This window comes from Actinoplanes sp. NPDC026623, from assembly GCF_040638275.1.
Classification (GTDB): Bacteria; Actinomycetota; Actinomycetes; order Mycobacteriales; family Micromonosporaceae; genus Actinoplanes.
Window position 1 is genome coordinate 10315 of record NZ_JBEZXZ010000102.1, and the last position, 20261, is coordinate 30575.

General features: G+C 69.9%; 19 protein-coding genes. 18 read left to right on the plus strand and 1 reads right to left on the minus strand.

Annotated features, from left to right (window positions below; translation table 11 throughout):
- The 17 genes from AB0F10_RS26620 to AB0F10_RS26700 all read left to right on the plus strand — a co-directional run bounded on the left by AB0F10_RS26620 (window position 1) and on the right by AB0F10_RS26700 (window position 18865).
- Window positions 1-345: a pilin gene (locus AB0F10_RS26620; RefSeq protein ID WP_360630502.1), complete on the plus strand. Its 345-nt coding sequence runs from the start codon at window positions 1-3 to the stop codon at window positions 343-345.
- Between the two features lie 4 nt (window positions 346-349).
- Window positions 350-1264: a hypothetical protein gene (locus tag AB0F10_RS26625; protein WP_360630505.1), complete on the plus strand. Its 915-nt coding sequence runs from the start codon at window positions 350-352 to the stop codon at window positions 1262-1264.
- Window positions 1261-2211, plus strand: a complete 951-nt coding sequence (locus tag AB0F10_RS26630; protein ID WP_360630508.1) for a PrgI family protein — start codon at window positions 1261-1263, stop codon at window positions 2209-2211. Before AB0F10_RS26625 ends, AB0F10_RS26630 begins: the two co-directional genes overlap by 4 nt.
- Before the next feature lie 5 nt (window positions 2212-2216).
- The gene (locus AB0F10_RS26635; protein ID WP_360630552.1) at window positions 2217-4013 is read left to right on the plus strand and encodes an ATP-binding protein; all 1797 of its coding nucleotides are present in this window, start codon (window positions 2217-2219) and stop codon (window positions 4011-4013) included.
- The gene (locus AB0F10_RS26640) at window positions 4010-6523 is read left to right on the plus strand and encodes a type VI secretion protein (protein WP_360630511.1); all 2514 of its coding nucleotides are present in this window, start codon (window positions 4010-4012) and stop codon (window positions 6521-6523) included. Before AB0F10_RS26635 ends, AB0F10_RS26640 begins: the two co-directional genes overlap by 4 nt.
- A gap of 379 nt (window positions 6524-6902) precedes the next feature.
- Complete coding sequence (locus tag AB0F10_RS26645; RefSeq protein WP_360630555.1) at window positions 6903-7775, plus strand: replication-relaxation family protein; 873 nt, start codon at window positions 6903-6905, stop codon at window positions 7773-7775.
- Window positions 7776-8239: 464 nt separating this feature from the next.
- The gene (locus AB0F10_RS26650; protein WP_360630514.1) at window positions 8240-9010 is read left to right on the plus strand and encodes a hypothetical protein; all 771 of its coding nucleotides are present in this window, start codon (window positions 8240-8242) and stop codon (window positions 9008-9010) included.
- Between the two features lie 143 nt (window positions 9011-9153).
- Window positions 9154-9732 carry a hypothetical protein gene (locus tag AB0F10_RS26655; RefSeq protein WP_360630517.1) on the plus strand — a complete coding sequence of 193 codons (579 nt, stop codon included), beginning with the start codon at window positions 9154-9156 and terminating at the stop codon, window positions 9730-9732.
- A 445-nt stretch (window positions 9733-10177) separates the two neighbouring features.
- Window positions 10178-11587: a hypothetical protein gene (locus AB0F10_RS26660; RefSeq protein ID WP_360630520.1), complete on the plus strand. Its 1410-nt coding sequence runs from the start codon at window positions 10178-10180 to the stop codon at window positions 11585-11587.
- Between the two features lie 240 nt (window positions 11588-11827).
- On the plus strand, window positions 11828-12391 hold the full coding sequence (locus AB0F10_RS26665; protein WP_360630523.1) for an RNA polymerase sigma factor: 564 nt from the start codon (window positions 11828-11830) through the stop codon (window positions 12389-12391).
- A 48-nt stretch (window positions 12392-12439) separates the two neighbouring features.
- Window positions 12440-12778 (plus strand): Lsr2 family protein, encoded by a 339-nt coding sequence (locus tag AB0F10_RS26670; RefSeq protein WP_360630526.1) that lies wholly within the window; start codon window positions 12440-12442, stop codon window positions 12776-12778.
- A 201-nt stretch (window positions 12779-12979) separates the two neighbouring features.
- Entirely contained in the window at window positions 12980-13843 is an 864-nt protein-coding gene (locus AB0F10_RS26675; RefSeq protein WP_360630529.1) for a hypothetical protein, read from the plus strand.
- Window positions 13844-13948: 105 nt separating this feature from the next.
- Window positions 13949-14845, plus strand: a complete 897-nt coding sequence (locus AB0F10_RS26680; RefSeq protein ID WP_360630532.1) for a MarR family winged helix-turn-helix transcriptional regulator — start codon at window positions 13949-13951, stop codon at window positions 14843-14845.
- Window positions 14846-14934: 89 nt separating this feature from the next.
- Window positions 14935-15624, plus strand: a complete 690-nt coding sequence (locus AB0F10_RS26685) for a GGDEF domain-containing protein (RefSeq protein WP_360630535.1) — start codon at window positions 14935-14937, stop codon at window positions 15622-15624.
- Window positions 15625-15840: 216 nt separating this feature from the next.
- A complete protein-coding gene (locus AB0F10_RS26690) occupies window positions 15841-16935 on the plus strand; it encodes a hypothetical protein (RefSeq protein WP_360630538.1) in 1095 nt (364 codons plus the stop codon).
- 299 nt (window positions 16936-17234) lie between these two features.
- Complete coding sequence (locus AB0F10_RS26695; protein ID WP_360630541.1) at window positions 17235-17678, plus strand: hypothetical protein; 444 nt, start codon at window positions 17235-17237, stop codon at window positions 17676-17678.
- A 122-nt stretch (window positions 17679-17800) separates the two neighbouring features.
- On the plus strand, window positions 17801-18865 hold the full coding sequence (locus tag AB0F10_RS26700) for a hypothetical protein (protein WP_360630544.1): 1065 nt from the start codon (window positions 17801-17803) through the stop codon (window positions 18863-18865).
- Between the two features lie 30 nt (window positions 18866-18895).
- On the opposite strand, the gene AB0F10_RS26705 is transcribed toward AB0F10_RS26700, so the two are convergent.
- Window positions 18896-19522 carry a DUF2625 family protein gene (locus tag AB0F10_RS26705; protein WP_360630546.1) on the minus strand — a complete coding sequence of 209 codons (627 nt, stop codon included), beginning with the start codon at window positions 19520-19522 and terminating at the stop codon, window positions 18896-18898.
- Window positions 19523-19711: 189 nt separating this feature from the next.
- Between AB0F10_RS26705 and AB0F10_RS26710 the strand changes: the two genes are divergently transcribed.
- Window positions 19712-20080 (plus strand): VOC family protein, encoded by a 369-nt coding sequence (locus AB0F10_RS26710; RefSeq protein WP_360630549.1) that lies wholly within the window; start codon window positions 19712-19714, stop codon window positions 20078-20080.
- The last annotated feature ends 181 nt before the right edge of the window (window positions 20081-20261 follow it).

Sequence of the window (20261 nt, forward strand, 5' to 3'; positions counted from 1 at the left end):
ATAGCTAGGGCCCGCCGGGCAGGCGGGGCGGCCGCACCCATCGGTGCGGCCGCGCTGATCCTGTTCGCCCCGGCCGCCGCCCACGCCGACCCGGGCACGGTGACGGTGGCCGCGAACAGCCTGCCGCAGGTCGTCGCGAACCTGCAGACCTGGATCATGGGCATCCTCGCCGCCGTCGCCACGCTCTTCCTGGTTCTCGCCGGGGTGTACTGGGCGACCGCCGGCGGTGACCCCGCCCAGGTCGACAAGGCCAAAGGCGCGTTGAAGAACGCGCTGGTCGGCTACGGCCTGGCGGTGCTCGCCCCGATCCTGCTGCAGGTCGTGCGCGGCATCGTCGGAGGCTGACCCCATGGGTTGGCTCGACCCGATGAGTTGGCTCGACAACATCCTGGACTGGTTCGCCGACCTGCTGCTGGACAGCCTCAACACCATGATCGCGGTGATCACCAACGTTCTCCTGATCACCCCGAACGTGACCCGGCTCCCGCAGGTGCAGGCGCTGACCGGCCGCGCCATCTGGATCGTCGACACGATGTTCGTGCTGGTGTTCCTCGCCGTCGGCGTGCTGACCATGACCAACCAAGGCGACGAACGCTCCCGCTACACGGTCAAGGACCTGATTCCACGCTGCGTCGTCGGGTTCATCACCGCCCACTTCTCCCAACTGATCACCGGCCAGATGATCGACGTGGCCAACGGTCTCACCAGCGCGCTGACCGAACAGAACTTCAACAACGACGGCGCGTTCCAGGCGATGCGCAATCACATCACCACCGCCGGCGAGACCGGTGGGCTGCTGTTCCTGGTCTGCGTGTCGATCATCTTGTTCCTGATGGCCGCCACCGGCTGCTCGGCGATCGTCCGGTTCGCGCTCGCGCTGGTCCTGACCGCCGGCGCCCCGATCGCATTGGCCTGTCACGCGCTGCCGCAGACCGACCCGATCGCCCGGCTGTGGTGGCGCTCGTTCGGCGGGGTGCTCGCCGTCCCGATCCTGCAAGGGTTCGTGTTGTTCGCCGCGCAGTGGATGCTGCTGGACCCGGCGCAGATGATGCCGATGCTCGGCCTGCCGGTCGAGCCCGGCAGCGTGCTGAACCTGTTCGTCGTCATGGTCCTGCTGTGGACCTGCGTGAAGGTTCCCGGCCTGGTCCGCCGCTACGCCACCGAAGGCGGCCGCGGCACCACCGTCCTCGGCGCGATGGTGAAGGTCATCGTCGTCCAGCAGATCAGCCGGGCGATACCCGGCATCGGCCGGGTGTTGCGATGAGCGAGCGCCGTGACAGCGACGTCGTGCGGGCGAGGATGCCCGCCGACGTCGACGCCCCCGACAAAGTCGCCTACGGACTCACCTTCCGGCAACTGGCGATCCTCGCCGTCGCCGCGGTCTGCGGCTACGGCGCCTGGCAAGCCCTGCAGGACCTTCTGCCGATGCCGGTGCTGCTCGGCGCCGCCGTCATCCTCGGCGGTCTGGTGTTCGGGCTCGCGGCCGGCCGCCGTGACGGGCTGCCCCTCGATGTGTGGCTGCTCGCCGCGGTGCGACACTCCCGCGCCCCGCGGGCGCTGTCGACCACCGACACCACCGCCAAGGTCCCCGACTGGGTCGAGGCACCGAAATCGACGGTGATGTTGCCGGCGCCGCTGACGCTGCCCGCCGGCAGCATCAGCGACGACGGTGAGATCACCCTCGGCGGGGCACGGGCGGCGATGGTCGCCGCGACCACCGTGAACCTGGCGCTGCGCACCGGTGACGAGCAGGCCGCCCTGGTCGACACGTTCGGCAGGTGGCTCAACAGCCTGTCCACGGTGACGCAGATCGTCGTGTCGGCGCAGCCGGTCGACCTGCGCTCACACGCCCGCACCCTCGCCGCCGCAGCCGACGGCATGCCGCACCCGGCGCTCGCCGACGCGGCCGCCGATCATGCCCGCTTCCTCGACGACCTCGCCGAACGCCGGGATCCGCTGCGCCGGCAGGTCCTGATCGTCACCCGCACCAGCGCGGGGGAACGCGGCGAACACGCCGCCCGCCGCCGCGCCGACGGCACAGTGCGCGCTCTCAGCGGGTTGGGCGTCACCACCCGCGCCCTCGACGGGCACGCCGCCACCGCCGCGCTCGCCGCGGCGGCGGACCCGTACCGGCCGCCGCGCCCCGGCGGCCTGGCCGCCCCCGACACCGTCATCACCGGCCCCACGCCGCCATCCAGGAGACGACCGTGAAGACACTGACACGCAAACGGAGAAGAACCCCGCCACAAGATGACGCCCCAGCCTCGTCGCTGGCGGCCGCCGCCGCCCCGGCGTCCGTCGAGGTCACTCCCCGATTCCTGCGGGTCGGGGACGGCTACGCCGCCACCCTGGTGGTCACCGGCTACCCGGCCGAGGTCGGCCCGGCCTGGCTCGAACCCCTGTTGTCCTGGCCGGGCCGCCTCGATCTGGCCCTGCACATCGACCCCATCCCGGCCCCGGTCGCCGCCGGACGGCTGCGCACCCAGCGCGCCCGCTTCGAATCGTCGCGCCGGGCTGACGTGGCGAAGGGCAAGCTGGCCGACCCGTACGTGGAGGCCGCCGCCGACGACGCCGCCGACCTCGCCGAACGCCTCGCCCGCGGGGTGTCGAAGCTGTTCCGGGTCGGCCTGTATCTGACCGTGCACGCCCGCACCGAGGCCGAGCTCCGCGAGGCGTGCAGCCAGGTGAAAGCCGCCGCCGCGTCCACGTTGATCGAGGTGCAGCCGGCGACCTGGCGGCATCTATCCGGCTGGACCACCACCCTGCCCCTGGCCACCGACAGCCTGCAGATGCGCCGAACCATGGACACCGCAGCCCTGGCCGCCGCCTTCCCCATCGCGTCGTCGGATCTACCGGCGCCGCTGCCCGGCGATCCCGCCACCACCGGCGGGGTGCTCTACGGCATCAACCCGGACTCCCAGGGCATCGTGTGGTGGGACCGGTGGAGCCAGGAGAACTACAACTCGATCGTCCTGGCCCGCTCCGGCGCCGGGAAAAGCTACTTCGTCAAACTCGACGTGCTGCGCAACCTCTACCAGGGTGTGCGGGTCGCCGTCGTCGACCCCGAGGACGAGTACCTGCGCCTCGCCGACGCGGTCGGCGGCACCATCGTGCGGCTCGGCGCCTCCGGCGTGAAGATCAACCCCCTGGACCTCCCAGTCGGCGACAGCCGCCCGGACGTGCTCACCCGACGCGGACTGTTCCTGCACACCCTCATCACGGTGCTGCTGGCCGAGGCGCCGCCACCCGGCGAACGCGCGGCCCTGGACCGGGCGATCCTGCAGACATACCGCCAAGCCGGCATCACCGCCGACCCGGCCACCCACCACCGGCCCGCCCCACTGCTGAAAGACCTGACCGCGGTGCTCGACACCGATGCGGATCCGGCCGCCGCCCAGCTCGCCGCCCGGCTCGCCCCGTGGGTGCACGGCTCCTTCGCCGGACTGTTCGACGGCCCGACCACCACCCGCCCCGACGGGCACCTGGTGGTCTGGAGCCTGCGGCAGCTACCCGACGAACTCCGCACCGTCGGGCAACTGCTCGCCCTGGACGCGATCTGGCGCAGCGTCGACACCCCCGGCCGGGCCGGCAGGTCGGTGCGCCGGCTGGTGGTCGTGGACGAGGCTTGGCTGCTGATGCGCGACGGCGAAGGCGCCAAGTTCCTGTTCAAAATGAGCAAGGCGGGCCGCAAACGCAACGCCGGCCTGTCGGTGATCACCCAGGACGTCGCCGACGTCCTCGGCACCGACCTCGGCCAGGCCGTCGTCGCCAACGCCGCCACCCAGATCCTGCTCAAACAGGCGCCACAGGCCATCGACCGGGTGGCCGACGCGTTCGGCCTCACCGCCGGCGAGCGACGCATGCTGCTGTCCGCCCGGGTCGGCCACGGCCTGCTCATCTCCGGCCCGCAGCGCACCGCGTTCGAGGCGATCTCGTCCCGAACCGAACATTTCCTCGCCACAACAAAGCCGTCCGACCTAGCCGACCTCGACGACGAGGAGACCGATCTGTGAACCCGACTCTGCCCATCTTCTTCTCGCCCACCCCGGCGCCTGGTCCTTCCGGACCAGGCGCCGATGTCATTCCGGCGCCGAGCGCACCGGCGCAGTGGATCCTGCAGGCCGGCGCCTGGGCGTGGCAGCGGCCCTGGCTCCTCGCCGTCGCCGCCGGACTGCTCGTCGCCTACGTCGCCGGGCAGAACCTCCTGGCCGGATGGCGTCACCGCTACCACGCCGAAGGGGCGCGCCTGGTCACGGTCGCACCACCGCCGGACGTCGATGCGGCGTCGGCCGCCGCGTTGTGGGCGAACCTGCACGGCACCCTCACCCCTTCCACCCGCCGCCGGTGGCTGTACGGCAGTCCGCACGTCGTCTGGCAGTACGCCTGGACCGGCCGGCAACTGTTCATCTCGGTGTGGGTGCCCGGCACCGTCCCGCAGGGCGCGGTCGAAGCCGCGATCCGGGCCGCCTGGCCGTCCGCCGGGTGCAAGACCGGCATCGCCGCGCCGCCGATCCCCCTGCAGGTGCCGATGGCGACCGGCGGCCACCTGCTGCCCCAGGCCGCCGAGTGGCTGCCGTTCGAAACCGACCACGACAACGACCCGCTGCGCGCGTTGATGTCGGCCGGCTCCCAGCTCAAGGACGACGAACACGCCTGCGTGCAGATCCTCGCCCGGCCCGCCCCACCCCGGCGCGCCGGCCGGGCACGCCGAGCCGCCGGCCGGCTACGCGACGGCAAGACCGCCCTGCCGACGATCAACCCGGCGGCACCGCTGCTGTTCCTGCTGGAGATCTTCCTGCCCGGCCGCAGCACACCCACCCGCAGCACACCGGCCACGAGCAGGCGGGACCCTGGCTTGGAACGCGATGTCCGGGCGATCCTCGACAAGACCGTCCACAGCCTGTGGACAATCGGGATCCGGTACGTCGTCGCCAAGGACAACCCGCGCGGCGGCGCCCGCTCGCAGGACCGGCTGCGCGGTATCGCCGACACGATCGCCTCCGCCTACGCCGTGTACGCCAGCCGTAACCGGCTCGCCCACCGCACCCGCATGGGAAAGCCGGTGGCCGTCGTCGCGGCCCGGCGCCTCGGCGCCGGATTCCTAGCCTCCACCCCCGAGATCGCGGTCCTGGCCGCGCTGCCCCGCGACCTGGCCGTCCCCGGCTTGGACCGGGCCCGCGCCAAATCGATGCCGGCACCGGTGGCGGTCCCCACCGGCGGCCGCAGTGTGAAGGTGCTCGGTGACGCGGAGGCCGGCGGGCACCCGGTCGCCCTCGCGGTGGCCGACGCCCGCTACCAGATGCACGTGGTCGGCTCCACTGGCTCCGGCAAGACCACCCTGCTGGTCAACATGGCCGTCGACGACATCATCGCCGGCCGCGGCACCGTGGTGATCGACCCGCACGGCGACCTCGTGCTGGACATCCTCGACCGGCTCCCCGCCTCCGTCGCGGACCGGGTGGTGCTGTTCGACCCGGACCAGGAGACACCACCCACGATCAACCCCCTCGAAGGCGACGACCCGGACCTGGTCGTCGACAACATCGTGTCGATCTTCGGCAACATCTTCGCGAAAGCGTGGGGGCCGCGGATGGACGACGTCATGCGCGTCGCCTGCCTGACCCTGCTACGCCACGCGAACGTCACCCTGCAGCACATCCCGCCGCTGCTTAACTCGGCGCAGTTCCGGTCCTCGATGACCGTCGGCCTGGACGACCCGGCCGGACTGTCCGGGTTCTGGCAGTGGTACGACTCGCTGAACCCGGCGCTGCGGTCGCAGGTCATCGGCCCAGTCCTGGCCCGGCTCAGGTCGTTCCTGCTGCGGGACTTCGTGAAACGCACGATGCGATACCCGAAGTCCAGTTTCGACATGGGCAAGGTCCTCGACGGCGGTGCCCTGCTCGTGCGCATCCCGAAAGGCCAACTGGGAGAGGACACCAGCAAACTCCTCGGCAGCCTGATCCTGGCCCAGGTGTGGCAGGCCGCCACCGCCCGCGCCACCATGCCCCCCGAGAAGCGCCGCGACGCCACGCTGATCATCGACGAGGCGCAGAACTTCCTCACCCTGGCGAGCAGCCTCGACGACATGCTCGCCGAGGCCCGCAAATACCGGCTCTCCATGGTCCTCGCCCACCAGAACCTCGCCCAGTTCCCGAAGGAGTTGCTGGCGGCGGCGTCCGCGAACGCCCGCAACAAGATCAATTTCTCGGTGGCGCCGGAGGACGCCCGCGTCCTGGCCCGGCACACCCTGCCGGAGCTCGACGAGCACGATCTGGCGCACCTGGACGCCTACACCGCGGTGGCCCGCCTGGTCGTGGGTGGCCGGCAGACGGCGGCGTTCACCTTCAAAACAAGGCCGCCGAAACCGGTCGTCGGTGAGGCGACCGCGATCCGGCAAGCTGCCGCGGCCCGGGTGCCGGCGCAGGACACCAGCGCGATCGACGAACTCGTCGAACAGTTCTCCGCCAAACCCGACGACGGCCGCCAACAGCGCGGCAAGAACGGCGAGAAACCGCAACCCTGAACCGCACTGCGCTGCTACAGATCGAAAGGCAGTTGCGACAGCTCCGAGAAAGTCTGTCAGCGCTGGTCAGCAGGCTGCCGTGACACCTTCCGTCTCGGCTTCACCAGCCCTTCACCACCGCCCAGCCGCCGGTCTGACAGAAACGGCCGGTGCGCCCTGTATCCCCAGTACACGCCGCTGAGCCGGCCACGACCGCCACTCAGCGAACTCCGACACCCCTCCAACGGAGGGACAACCTCCTCCGCCTGAAGGAGCAGCACTCGTGTCCACCTCTCGTCATCCCGATCGCTCCTCCCGCTCGCGTAACTCCTCCTCTAACTCCTCCTCTCCCTCCTCTTCTTCCGCCTCGTCGTCTCATGGTCGGTCCTCGTCGTCGCGTCTGGATCGCCTAGACCGACTGCGCCGCCTGACCGCCCGCGATCACCTGCTACTGGCCTGGCTCGCCGAGCACTACATCCTGAGCACCGCCCAGATCGGCGCCGCCCTGTTCGGCTCGCTGCGCTCGGCCCGGCTACGCCTCGCCGTGCTGCACTCGATGCAGGCCGTGACCCGCTTCGTCGACGTCACCACCGGCGACCGCCAGTACCTCTACACCCTCGGACCGCTCGGCGCCGTGGTCTACCCGACCCAGTACAACGACCCCCTGCGCACCGACGGCCGCGGACCACGCTCCAGTGTGGAACGCACCGAACGCATCATCGGCAGCCGCCGACTGCCGCACCTGCTCGGCACCAACCAGCTGTTCGTCGACCTGCACGCCTACAGCCGCACCGATCCGAACGCCCGGCTGGCCCGCTGGTGGTCCGAACAGCACACCACCGACGTGTACGCGGCCCTCGCCGCAGCGACCGGCGGCCCCGGCGTCCGGCCCGACGGCCACGGCGTCTGGATCGCCGGCGGCCACGAAGTCGGGTTCTTCCTGGAACACGACAACGGGACCGAAACGCTGGGCACCGTGCTGCGCAAGCTGCGCGAATACGACCGCCTGGCCGCGCACGGCCCGCACTACCCGGTGCTGCTGCGCGTCCCCGGCCGCCGCCGCGAACAGCACCTGCTCGACGTCCTCGCCGGCAGGCGGCTGGCGATGCCGGTCGCCACCGGCATCCACGACGAGCACCCCGCCGGCCCCGCCTGGACGCTGACCCACGACCCCGGGCCGCGCCGGTGGCTGCACGAACTGCCGTCGGACCACGGCCCCAACAACCCGGCCACCAACCCACACCGCTACCCCACCGGAGCCACCCCGGCGTAGCCGCCAGTCCCGCGCCACGGCACGTTCACGGGCTGCCGTAGTCGTCCGCCGCGGTCTGTCACCCCGGGCGGGGACTTTGTCGACTCGCAGAAAGTCTGACAGCGCCGCACACGGGTCGCACGGCAGCACGACTGAAGTCTGACAGTGCAGGTCAGGGCAGGTTCTGACAATCATGACGGCGGCCGGTCCTGACAGACCCGACCGCTACCTTTTCCGGCAACACCTCTCCTTATATATCTCCACCCCGGTCCGGTCCCGCCTCTGGGAACCACCGCCGCACCACCTCGGTGCCCCGTGTCCACCACCCCTGTGAAGGGCTGGTCGACACCTGCACTGCGCGGCGAACCCCCAAGGTCGTACCGAACCACCAGCACCATCTCGCTGACCCCCGTGACCGACCCACGTACCCGATGGGCCGGTCACTTCTGCGTGCCCTCAGCACGCCCGCATCGAAGGAGACCACCATGGCCACTACCGCGTCCCGCAACGGACAGCGTGTCCCCAATCGCCCGGCTCAGCAGCCGGTTGCTCAGCCGAGCACCAACGGTCAGCCGACGCCCGTCCGGCCTGCCGCGACCATCACCACGATGATCGTGTGCCTGCCCGACGGACTGTCGAGTGATGCGCTCACGGCTCACCAGCTGCACCGGCACTTCGGTGTCGACGGCACACTGCAGGCCCGATTCTGGACGATCGAGAATCTGCGCCTGTGGCAGCGCCGGCAGATGTTCGAGCTGCGCAAGGGAACTCCCGCGTACTGCGCGGGCGGCCCGGCCAGGCTGCTGAACCTCGCCGGACTGAGGTACGCCGCCGGTGTCGGCGCGGGTATCCGCCACCAGCAGTGGCAGCAGGCCGTCCAGGGCACCAAGCCGGCCCAGCCGTGGGTCCACTTCCACAGCCGGCACCTGAACGACCCGAGCAAGTACACCTTCGACCAGGCCGCCGCCGACTTCTGGCGGCAGCCGCGGGTCACCGCGATGGCCATGCACAACGCGGCCAACACCGTCGCGCCTCTCGCGATCGACGAGCTGGAGATGCTGCAGGCCGGAGCCACGGCCTACCAGCACTACTGCGCCTTGACCGCGGTCTGCGGCGATGCGTTGCTCGCCGCCGAGGGACAGCAGATCGCGCCGGCAACCGACGCGTTCGCTGACCGCGTCACCTTCCTCGCGCAGGCCAACCGCTACCTCGAAAACATCGAGGACGATCAGCGGCTGGTCGCGGTCACCCTCTAGCTCGACCAACGGATCCGGTCCGGTAGCTGTCGCCACACCCCTGAACCCAAGGGATACGTGACAGCCCGGACCGGCTCCACCCCACGCAGGCCAAGCCGGCCAGCGGGAACCCAATCCGAACCGCAAGGAATGCGGAGACGCACATGCTCAGTGGCATCCAAATCCAGGCGATCACCCGCTGCCTGACCGACCTCGAGGATCACGGCCAGCGCACCCAGCACGGGTCCGGCGAGAACCTGCTCGCCGTGCTGCAGGAAACCCCCGTTGCGGGGCACCCCGACTCGACCGCCCGGCACCTGGGCGTGAATCCGCTGCCGGTCCCGCCGGAGATCTGGAGCCACCCCGACGGCCCGGTCGCCGCGCTGCACCAGGCCCACGACGACATGCGCGGCTCAGGCGTCCAGGACCAGCTGACCCGGGTCACCGACGTCCGGTTCCTGGCCTGGGTCTACCTGTACACCGAGACGGTCGACGACGAGGACGGCCCTGTCACCATCCGCGTGATCGACGCCGTCGACATCGACGAACGGACCAAGTCTGTTCACCCACGTGCTCGGAGAACCGGGGCACTGCGTAGCGGTCCTGCCGCAAGCAGCCGCAGCCGAATTCGACGGCACCCTCGCTGTCCTGAACACCCTCGCACGGACCATGCGCACCAGCGGCTGACGCCCCGCCACACCCGACTGACACCACCCGCTCGACATCATCATCACCGGCGATGACCGCTGCATCCTGGGGACTGCTGCCCAGCGTCTGCCACAGCGTCCGAGGAACTTGCCCCGTCCGCTCCACACCCCCGTCGTCCCTCGGCTATTGACCGCTGCGCTCGGGCCGCACCTGCGACTTGTCCAGGCAGAGCCTGGCCCGGCTAAAGCCCGGAAGGGCGCACCTGTCGAGCGGTGCACCCGCAGACCCTGCCGCCGAAGGACAAGCCCGGCGCCCCGGGCCGGGGCGTTCATGAACCCCGGCCGGTGACACGGCCGCTCTTTCCCTCTTCCACCACCGACCAGCCCCACGGCGGACAACGCCCAGCTGCTCAGACGCCGACCACCACCTCGTCGGCGCGGCACTTCCAGGGTCTGGCGCCATGCCGGGCACTGCACCTGTTCACAACGCTCCCCGGGACCGTGCCCTGGCCACCTCCTGTTCCCGGATCTCCGGGGGCAGGTGACACCGGCCGGCCCGGATCGCCTGGGGAGATCGAGAAAGGATGCCAAGCCCATGTTCGAGCCTTCCACCCCCATCGCGGGGATGCTGACCGCCGCCGCCTCAACACCGACCGCCTCCGAGGGCGTGCGGGTGATGACCGAACGCGCCGCCGACTTCCCGCACCTGCTGGCCGCCCAGCTGACCGGGATCGCACTCGACCCCGCCGGCCGCGAGCTCGCCGACCGATTTCTGGACAACCACTGGTCAGACGAACAACGCCGGCAGGACACCCTCACCGCCATCGACGACGACCGCGAGGTGATCATCGGCAGCGGCTACCACGCCGCCGTCTACGCCGCCACGCGCGTGCTCACCGGATTCCCGAAGCCGCTCGTGCTCGAACGCGAACCGCGTATCGGCGGCACCTTCGCGATGACCACCCGGCCCGTGTTCTACCTCAACTCCCGCAACCGTCCCGGCGGCCCCGGCCTGGCCGGCGACCAGAGCGCAAGCCTGAACTTCCTGCCGGGCGCACCGATCCAGGCCGCGAACGTGTCCATGACCGAATACCAGACGAACACCGACATGGCGTTCGTGATCCGGCTCGCGTTGGCGCAATACGCCGACGTGGTGCCCAGCGCCAAGGTCACCGGTGTCGGCGAATACGACGGCATCGGCGTGGCCTTCGACATCGAAGGCCACGGCACATTGACGGTCGGACGCATCATCGACGCCCGCGGCCTGGGCGATCCCGCCGGCGAGAACCTCGCCAACGGCACCACCATCGTCACCTTCCCCCAGTTCATGCAGCGCATGGCGGGCCTATGGCCCTTGCGCGGGCTGCGCCGGGTCGCCGTCGTCGGCGGCGGCGACGCCGGCAAATGCGCCGTCGAATCGGTGCTGGGCATCGCACCGCAACCGTTCATGGCTGCTGCCGCCCTCGACCGGGTGGACCGCATCGACTGGTACGACCAAGACCTGCCGACCAATTGCGCCGCCTGGCAGCAGGACATCCGCGGCAGGTATCAGGCGATCGGACGCCACCTACGGCCGGACCGGTCCGGCGCGCGGCGCCTCACCGTGCTGCCCCGCCGCGCGAGGGTCGTCGGCCTGCCCGGCATGGCCGTCATCGACGGCCGCGGCTACGACCTCGTTGTGCTCTGCACCGGTTCCAAGGAGCCGCGCATCCAGGGCCTGGGTGACATCGGCAACTGCGATACGTACGACGTGTCCGGCGCCGGCACGGTCGCTCAGAAGTACTACGACCTGCCTGTCTTCCGGGTCGGCCCGCACGCCCAGCTGCCCTTCAGCCAGCCGGAATACGAGGACGGCGTCGCCGACACGCTCGGCAATGCCTTCTCGATGTGGCGGCTCGGCAGCAAGACCGCCGCCCTGGCAGCGACCCTGCCGCAGGCCGGTGAAGCCTGAACCGACAGCCCTCCCGTCCCACTCCTCATCCGCCGGGACGGCACTTTCAGCGTTGACCCGCCGCCGGCTGCCCGGCCAGCCACCAGCGCCTGCCGCTCGCGCCGCGGGTGACCTGGTCGCTTCGATTCTTTACTGAACTGCACGACCTGGCCGTTGCCCGGCCACCCCGCGCGACCTGCGCACCCCCGGGCACGGCGTACGGCCGTGCCCGGGTTTCCCGTCACCACGGAAGGAACCCCGATGACATCGACCCTCCTGCACCGACCGCCGGTCAAGGCGGATCCCGCGCTGCTGGCCCGCCTGCACCAGGGCGACAGTGCCGCGTTCGCCGAGCTGTACCAGCACACCGCGCACCGGCTGACCCGCCATCTCGCCACCCGCCTCCGCGACCGCGACGTGGTCGAAGACCTGGTCCAGGAAGCGTTCTGCACGGCCCTGGCCGAGCCGCACCTGCTGGGCATGGACCTGCTCGGATCCATGCTGCAGCTGGCCGCCCGCGCGGTGACCGCCCATTCCTGGTCCCAGCACCGGTACCTGCGCGCCGCCTACACCCTCTACGAGGACCGCACCGGCGACCCGCAACCGACGACGGTGGCCGCCGAAATGCTGCGCCGGCCCGCGTTCCGGGATGCGCTCGCCCGGCTCGCCCTGGCCCACCGGCAGGTGGTGCAGCTGCGCTACCTCGACGGATGCCCCCGCGACCACGTCGCCCAGGTGATGCAGCGCAGCGTCGCCGCGATCACCTGGCTCGAGCGTGAGGGCCTGCGCCGGCTCCAAGCCGAGTACGCGTCCGGGCCCCGCTGAACCGCAGCCGACCGCTGCGACAAACACCACGCGAAGGAGAAGAGTCCCATGGCCACCCGTGTCCAACGCACCGTCGTCGACGATCTCGACCCGAGTATCGAGCAGGGTGTCGACACCTACCGCTTCGCCCTCGAAGGCGTCGAGTACGAGATCGACCTCGCCGACCACAACCTAGAGCGGCTCCGCGCAGCGCTGTATCCGTTCATCGCCGCCGGGCGGCGGCTCCCAAAAAGCAAGACCGGCAAAGCCGCAACGGGCGAGAAGGCAAGCACCATCCGGCAGTGGTGGCACGACCACGAGGTCGACCTCGGCCTGCCGGCCTACAACGCGCGTGGCGTCATTCCGAACCAGGTGAAAGCCGCCTTCCGCGACACCGGTCAGCCCTAGCCAGCTGGCGCGGCTGTCCGGACGCGCCACGGCGAATCCTCGCCCGCGCACGCCGCCGCGGAACCTCAGACCGCTCATTGCCCTTGCCCGGCCTACGCCCGGCCCGGCGCGCTACTGCGCGTCATCTCCCGTGTTTCGGGCGCGGCCGGCCATGGCCGTGCCCGGAACTCTCATCACAGCTTTTGGTGAAGGAGACCGACCATGACACCTGCGACCCCGCCCGCTCACCGGCCGGCGGACAAGGACACCACCGGCACCGACTCGGCCGGCCGGCTTTGGTTCCACCTCGACGAGGTCGTCCCGCTCGCGGTGCACGCCGTCAGCACCCCGCGACACGGGCTTACCGCAGCCGGGCTGCTGGCCGGCGCGCCGCTGTTGCCGGCGCTCATCTGGCAGGCCCAACCCGACGGCGACCCCCTGACCTCCAACGGCGTGCCCGGCTGGTACGGCCGCGACGGCCGCGAGCACGCCGCCCGCGCCCGCCGCTGGCAGCGCCCCGCCACCACCGGCAGTGGCACGACGGGCATCGACCGATGCGGCTTCCTGCCCTTGCGCAGCGCTCCCAGCGCCGGATTCCACGTCATCGACTGGCTGCAACAAGCCGTCAACCGCGGGGCGCACTGGCTCAGCATTAATCCCACCCGCCGCCCGATGATCAGCCCGGGCCAGCTCGATGTCAGCGACCAGCGGGGCGACCTTTACCCGCCGGACGCGACCTGGGTCGAGGCCACCGTGGCGTGCGTACCGCTGACCGGCAGCGGCAGCTATCCGGCGCTGGTCGCCGACGGCTACCACAGCAACCACGGCGGCGGCGTTCTCGCCCGGTTCGACCGGGTCACCGCCGTCCAGATGATGGACGACCTGCACCAGGCGCGGCGCGCTGACGGCTACCGACCCGACTCCTACCCCGTGCTGCGGTGGTCCGACGACCGCATCGAGGTGTTCGCCGAGAACATCGACGGCCTCCCCGGCCTGCGGCGCTACGACGTGATCGGCCCGGATCCCGACGGCCGGTACCCGCTCGGCGCGCACCTGTGGCCGTGGCTGCGCCTCGACAACCGGTGACCGTCGCGCACCGGTCACGAGATGCGTATCCGACTTGATCAATCGTCTCCGCGAAGCGTGGATCAGTGCACCCCTTGTCAACTGCTCACACAGAAGGGAACAGCGATGACCGACGACTCCTCCGCCCCGGATCCGGCGAACAGCAACTTCAACGTCCTGGCCGCGATCGCCGATCTCGGCGAAGCCACCCCCGCCGCGATCGCTAAGAAGGTCGGAATTGCCTACTCCACCGTGAACCCGAAGCTACGCGGCTGGGAAGACGCGGAGATGGCCGAGCGGTTCCGCAGCGACAGCGGTCAGACGATGTGGAGACTCACTGAGAGAGGCAAAGCCAGTACCGCCACTCCGCCCCAGTTCGCCGATGCGGCGGCAGAGGCCGAGTCAGAGACAGCGCCCAGCACCCGTCCGAGGCTGGCCTCCGACGCAGACCCCGCCGCGACGCAGCCGCCCGCGACCCCCGCCGGCCGACCTTCCGACGACAGCGGCGACGACGAGCCGACAGCGCTCACATCGCCACCCCTGCCCGCAGCCGGCGACACAGCTAGCTCCGAACCGCCCTCGGTCGACACCGCGAGCTCCGACCGCGACCTCAGCGGCGATGACGAGCCCGGTGCGGAAAGCGAGGTTGCGTCCGCTGACACGGCTGGCCGTTCCGTGGACCCCGGCACGCCAGCGCCCGCAGCCGCCGAGACAGCCGAACTCGCCGAGGACCAGGACGCCGATCCCGGCACGGCGACAGCGTCGGCTCCGCCGGCCAAGCGCAGACGCCCCAAGGGGGCGTTGCAGGCGAGCGCGCTGGCCATCCTGCACGCCCACCCGGACCGCGAATACAAGGTCGAGGAGGTGAAAAAGCTGATCGACCAGGCCGACGCGGACACCGGCTACCCGCGGGCCAGCCACGGCGCCGTCTCCAACGCCCTCGACTCGCTCGAACGAGACGGCAAGGCCGCGAAGGTCGAAGACCGCAAGGCGGCGACCTTCCAGATCACACCCGTCGACTGAAACCCGGACCCGTCAGGCAGCCCGGGACGGGCGTCAGTCGTGGCGCGACACGCCCGCCCCGGTGCTCCTTGCTGCAAAGGAGCACCCCATTGTCACCTCTCTGGACCATGACCTTCAGCGCCCTCGGCGGTGTCCTGGCCGGCTTCGCCGTCACTGCGGCCCTGCTGTACCGGCAGCTGGAACGTCTCGATGCCGCCCGCCGGCAGATCGCTGCGGCAGAACAACGCGCCGCTGTGGCCGAGCAGGCTACCCGCCGCGACGACACCACCGGAATGCCCAACCGGCGGGCCTTCCTCGAACACCTCGAGCAGGCCCTTGTCGCCGGAGATCCGACCGGTGTGGTGATGCTCGACCTGGACGACTTCAAGACCGTCAACGACACCTTCGGCCACGAGACCGGCAACGACCTGCTCACCGCCGTCGGGCTACGCCTGGCCGACCTGCACCCACCGGTCCGGCTCGCCGCCCGCCTCTCCGGCGACGAATTCGTCCTACTTGTCGCCGGTGACGCCGAGCAGACCCGACGCTGCGCGCGCGCCGCCTGGCGGGCGCTTACCGGCACCCCGATTCCGATCAACGCCGACACCGACTGGCCGGTGACCGCCAGCGTCGGCTACGCCACTACCGGCACCTCGCCGAAAGACCTGCTACGCCGAGCCGACACGGCGATGTACCAGGCCAAACAGGCCGGTAGCGGGGTGTGTGATCACGCGGCGGCCATCGCCGAGCGGCCGAGCCTGCCGGACCACATCCGCTGCCGCGACGCCGGCCGATCCTGACCCCCATAACCGCGAAGGGCCCGCGTCCGCATCACGGGGACGCGAGTCCTTCCTTCGGCATGTCCGTGCAGGGGCCGTTGACGTTCCCCGCTGCATTCTCCGCCATCGAATCCGGAGTCTTCCTGTGCTGTCCCTAGACACCGTTCACGCACTCGTCGACCACCTCATACAGCTCGACACCGCGCCGACCTCACTCGGCGCCACCCCTTCCGCGGCTTGGGCACCATCGCGGTCGTCCACGACTATCCACTGCGCGACGGCGCACCCGACCTGCGGTGCCTACGCATACTGCAACTGCCGCTGCGCACCCACCGCCGCCGCCACCAGACGCTGCCGGCCGCCCTGCACGAGATCGCCGACTCCCTCACGCCCGCGCCCGCGGCAGGAACCGGCCCCACCCCTGAACCGGCCGGGCCGCCGCTGGATCCCTTCGACTTCGACATCCTGCGCCAGCAGGTGCATCAGCCGCACCCCGGCTTGCGGCTGCTGGCCTGGGCGGTCTGCTACGACGACCTGCTCGCCGACGCCGACACCCTCACCCGGCACGCCGCGTCGAGGCCATCGACGCCGACGGACGCCTCTACCAACTCAGCCGTTCTGCCCGTGAGGCCGACCCGGTGGTGTTGGTCGACGAGCAAGCCGATCCGGCCGATCTGCCCGCCACCTACCCGGCCCTGGTCCAGCTCGCTGCGGCGTCTGTTCCCTCCCCGACTTGACCTCTATCAAGAGGCAAGCGTCGATCTGTGGTGGTCGCCGTCCGATGTCCCTGACCAGGAGAAACCCCCTTCGGATGAGGTTTCGGACGGCGGCCGTCGCATGTCCACGCCTGCCGACGGAGGCCACCGCCATGGCACCGCCCACCCGCAGCACGAGGAACCACCACTCGCCGATCGTGGCCCCACGCCGGACGACGTCACGGAGCCGATGCTGTGGGTACTCGCCGTGGCCGTCGCCTCAGCCCACCGCCCCGACATCGACGGACGCTGCACGAACCTGCAATGCCACGGCCAGCAAACCCCCTGCCAGCCCACCCGCACCGCACACCACGCCGCCCGGCTGGGCCGCCGCATACCGGACCCGGAACCGCCCGCCCCTGAGTCACCGCCACCGGTGGATCACCGACCGGTGATCGGACGGGCCGTCGTCACCCCGACCGGACCGAGCGGCTTCGTCTCGACTTTCCGGCCCGCCCCGACGCCGCCCGCCCCGATGCCGCCCGTGTCCGGCGAGCCGGACACGGCGCACGTGTTCGCCTCCTTCCGGCGGCCACCCGCCGCAACTGCCAACCGGGACCCGGAGGAACGCCCGTGAACTTTCTGCCCAACGACACCCTCGCCGGATAAGCCCGCACCGCCGTCGACCTGCGCGGCCAGTGATGGCGGCTGACCGACGGCAACGGCACACCTACCGCATCTTGATTCACGCCCACATCAAGGGGCCCGACGGCGCCCCGTTGATGCACGGCGAGAACGTCGCCGTCCTCGCCCGCTGAAAGTCACCTGCTTTCACCCACTCACGGCCACGCCTTCCACCGGGAGGCGTGGCGCTGCCGCGTCCTGGCCAACACGGCGGGTTGGCCGCAACCACGCGCAACGATCAAGGAGAAAGACGTGAGCACCCACAGCTACGTCGGCAATCACGACCTTGGGCGAACCGGCAAAGTTCGGCTCCGCTACGTCCACAGTGACGGCAACCCCGGGCGTATGATCCCCGCCCTGCGGAAGATCTGGGTCGGTGCTGCCGCCGGTGACACCACCAGGCTGGCCGAGCTGCTCCTGGGGCACGACTGGGACTATCTCGACCCGGATACCACGACCGACAGCGGCGAGGCCGCGTTCGCCGGGGAGCAGTTGATCGCCGGCGTCGGGATGACTCTGGCCGCTACCGACGACGACGGCCACGTGCTGCCGCCCGAGCCGGTCACCGTCGTGGCCTTGAACGCCACCGGCGACCTCGACGCCCAGTGGATCTACCTGCTCGACCTCGGCCGCGACACCGTCACCATGTACACCAGCGGCGGCACGGTCTACGGCACCGAGCCGCTCGCGTCATGAGCCGCCACCTCGTGGCCGGCCCCGCACCCAGATCGGCCATGAGGTGGGCCGTCACAACGGTGGACCGGCGGCCAACCCCCGTCCGGCCGGGCACCGGTACACCCGGACGGAGGTGACCGGCGATGATCTCGCGTCCGATCGCCGGGATCGCGGTCGCGGTCGCCGCCGTGCTGCTGGGCTGCTCCGTCCTGATCGTCGGAATGCTGGGCGGCGGCGGTGCGTCGGCGAACTGCCTGCCCGTCGTCGGTGCGTCACAGACCGGCTCCAGCGCTTCCCCGAGCGGCGGTGCGAGTGCAGCGCCCGAGCCGATCGGAGAGTGGAACGCCGAGCAGGTCGCGAACGCGGCGGTCATCGTCGCGGTCGGCCAGCGCCTGCAGGTACCGGCCCGCGGCAAGGTGATCGCGGTCGCCACCGCCATGCAGGAGTCCTCACTGACCAACCTGGCCGGCGGAGACCGCGACTCGGTCGGACTGTTCCAGCAACGCCCGAGCCAGGGCTGGGGCACATCCGCACAGTTGCAGGACCCGCAGCACGCGGCGACCAAGTTCTACACCAAGCTGCTGGCCGTCCCCGGCTGGCAGACCATGCCGCTGACACGGGCCGCACAGGCCGTGCAGGTCAGCGCCTACCCGGACGCCTACGCGAAGTTCGAGCCGGAGGCCGTGCAGGTCGTCGGCGCTGTAGGTTCCGCGCTCGGATTAGCAATTCCGTCTGATCTTGGGCAATGTGCGAGCACTTGCGTGGTGATCACGGTTGCTGATACCGGTAGCTGTGTCGAGGCTGCCACGGTTTTCGGTCGTGCGCAATCGTGGTTGACAGCCTGGTCGGGTGGCCCGGTTCCGTACCTGTCCAGTGGTAATCCGGCGGACTGGTTCCATGGTTATCGGCGTGACTGTTCCGGCTACGTATCTATGGCGCTCGGCCTGGACGGGCCGGGATTGAACACCGCCGCGCTGGCGGCGCGATCGACCATCATTTCGAAGGCGGATCTGCGGCCGGGGGATCTGCTGATTAATACAGCACCGAATTTGCGAGGGCATGTGGTGCTGTTCGACCGGTGGATGGACGCGTCGATGAGCCGTTATTACGGCTACGAGCAGTCGGGTGACGCCGGCACGCACCATCGGATCATCCCTTACCCGTATTTCGGCGACTATCCGATGTTGCCTTACCGGTTTGGTAAATAGACCTGATAAACCGCTCTGGAAAGGACTTGGTCATGATTGGTCTGGCTGGCCAAACTGCCGCGCCATGTCGTGGTGGAAAGAAACTAGTTGCGTCATCGGAATTGCCTTTCGTGACGCGAGGCTCAAGTCCTTGCCTTCGACGGTCCAGGGTGGTGGCCAGCTGTGGATTCCCTGGTCGAGTGCGAGTGCGGAGACCTCGTCCTGCCACCCCGGCCAGCGCAACGTCTCATAGAATTGCGGCAGCGATCCGGCGAGCACGGCGTGCAGCCAGTCGGCGTATCCCTGCTCGAGGTCCTGCCATCCGAGCTCGTCGGGTCCGAAGTAGTGAACCGTTGGCCGAGATCCTGGACTGGGTTGAAACCAGGCGAATTGACCGCCCAGAACGTCATAGCCCACGATCAGCACACCCGCCGTCGGGTTCGCCTCGGCGACGATGTCAGGCAGGTGGCCGCTGCCACTTCCCAGCACACGCAGCCATCCGTGATCAACGAGCAGGCCGCCTGAATGCGCGACGATCGCACCTAACCATGACCGTGTCGTCATCGCCAGCGTCGTCAAGCAGCGTTCGGCCGTGTCGGCGTCTGCGGGCAGCACTTCCACGGGATACGGTGCCGCGGCCACAGCTGCCGACACTTCGTGCCATGCCGATTCGATCACGGCGAGAGCTTCTCATAGGGTCGAACGTCGGCGCTGGCGAGCCTGGACCGGCTTGGTTGGTGGGTCGCCGACTGCGGCGAGATGCCAGGGCCTCGCCGAAGTCCGGACATGCCGAGTTGAGGGCATGTTCTGAGAACCCACCGTCTCCTGTCGTTCAACTCGGCCGGAGTCGGCAAGTAGGGTGGTCGCATGGCTGTCGCTCGATTCGCGTCCATAGTGTTCGACTGCAAGGATCCGGCAGAGCTGGCGAGATTCTGGGCTGCGCTGGTCGGCGGTGAGGCGGCCGTGACTGGAGAAGAGTTTGTCGCGGTGCGCACGACTCGAGGCTGGATCGCAGCTATGCAGGTGCCAGACTATCGGCCGCCTACCTGGGGAGACGCTGCCGTGCCCAAGCAGATGCATATCGATCTGTCGGTCGATGACCTCGACCAGGCCGAAGCTGAGGCAGTTCGCTTGGGAGCCCGGCTGGTCTCCGACCAACCGGCTCCGGACCGATATCGGATCTTCCTCGATCCCGCGGGACATCCTTTCTGTCTCTCGATCCAGATACCCGACTGAAGACTGCTCAATAGAAGCGATAGCGGACTCGTACGCCCCAGTCAACGCGCACTCTTTTGCCGCCGATCGTGCGCGTCGGCTGAAAGCTCGCAATCACTTGCCGTGTTCTCGGCTCGGCCGTCTCGATCCGCCGTAAAGGTGGACGCGGTGGTCGGCATGATGGTCGGAGTCGCGTGAGACG

What these genes read in the sequence shown, in the direction of transcription:
- AB0F10_RS26625 (WP_360630505.1), top strand. Translation starts at nt 350, where the DNA reads ATGGGTTGGCTCGACCCGATGAGTTGGCTCGACAACATCCTGGACTGG.
- AB0F10_RS26630 (WP_360630508.1), top strand. Translation starts at nt 1,261, where the DNA reads ATGAGCGAGCGCCGTGACAGCGACGTCGTGCGGGCGAGGATGCCCGCC.
- AB0F10_RS26650 (WP_360630514.1), top strand. Translation starts at nt 8,240, where the DNA reads ATGGCCACTACCGCGTCCCGCAACGGACAGCGTGTCCCCAATCGCCCG.
- AB0F10_RS26655 (WP_360630517.1), top strand. Translation starts at nt 9,154, where the DNA reads ATGCTCAGTGGCATCCAAATCCAGGCGATCACCCGCTGCCTGACCGAC.
- AB0F10_RS26665 (WP_360630523.1), top strand. Translation starts at nt 11,828, where the DNA reads ATGACATCGACCCTCCTGCACCGACCGCCGGTCAAGGCGGATCCCGCG.
- AB0F10_RS26670 (WP_360630526.1), top strand. Translation starts at nt 12,440, where the DNA reads ATGGCCACCCGTGTCCAACGCACCGTCGTCGACGATCTCGACCCGAGT.
- AB0F10_RS26675 (WP_360630529.1), top strand. Translation starts at nt 12,980, where the DNA reads ATGACACCTGCGACCCCGCCCGCTCACCGGCCGGCGGACAAGGACACC.
- AB0F10_RS26680 (WP_360630532.1), top strand. Translation starts at nt 13,949, where the DNA reads ATGACCGACGACTCCTCCGCCCCGGATCCGGCGAACAGCAACTTCAAC.
- AB0F10_RS26700 (WP_360630544.1), top strand. Translation starts at nt 17,801, where the DNA reads ATGATCTCGCGTCCGATCGCCGGGATCGCGGTCGCGGTCGCCGCCGTG.
- AB0F10_RS26710 (WP_360630549.1), top strand. Translation starts at nt 19,712, where the DNA reads ATGGCTGTCGCTCGATTCGCGTCCATAGTGTTCGACTGCAAGGATCCG.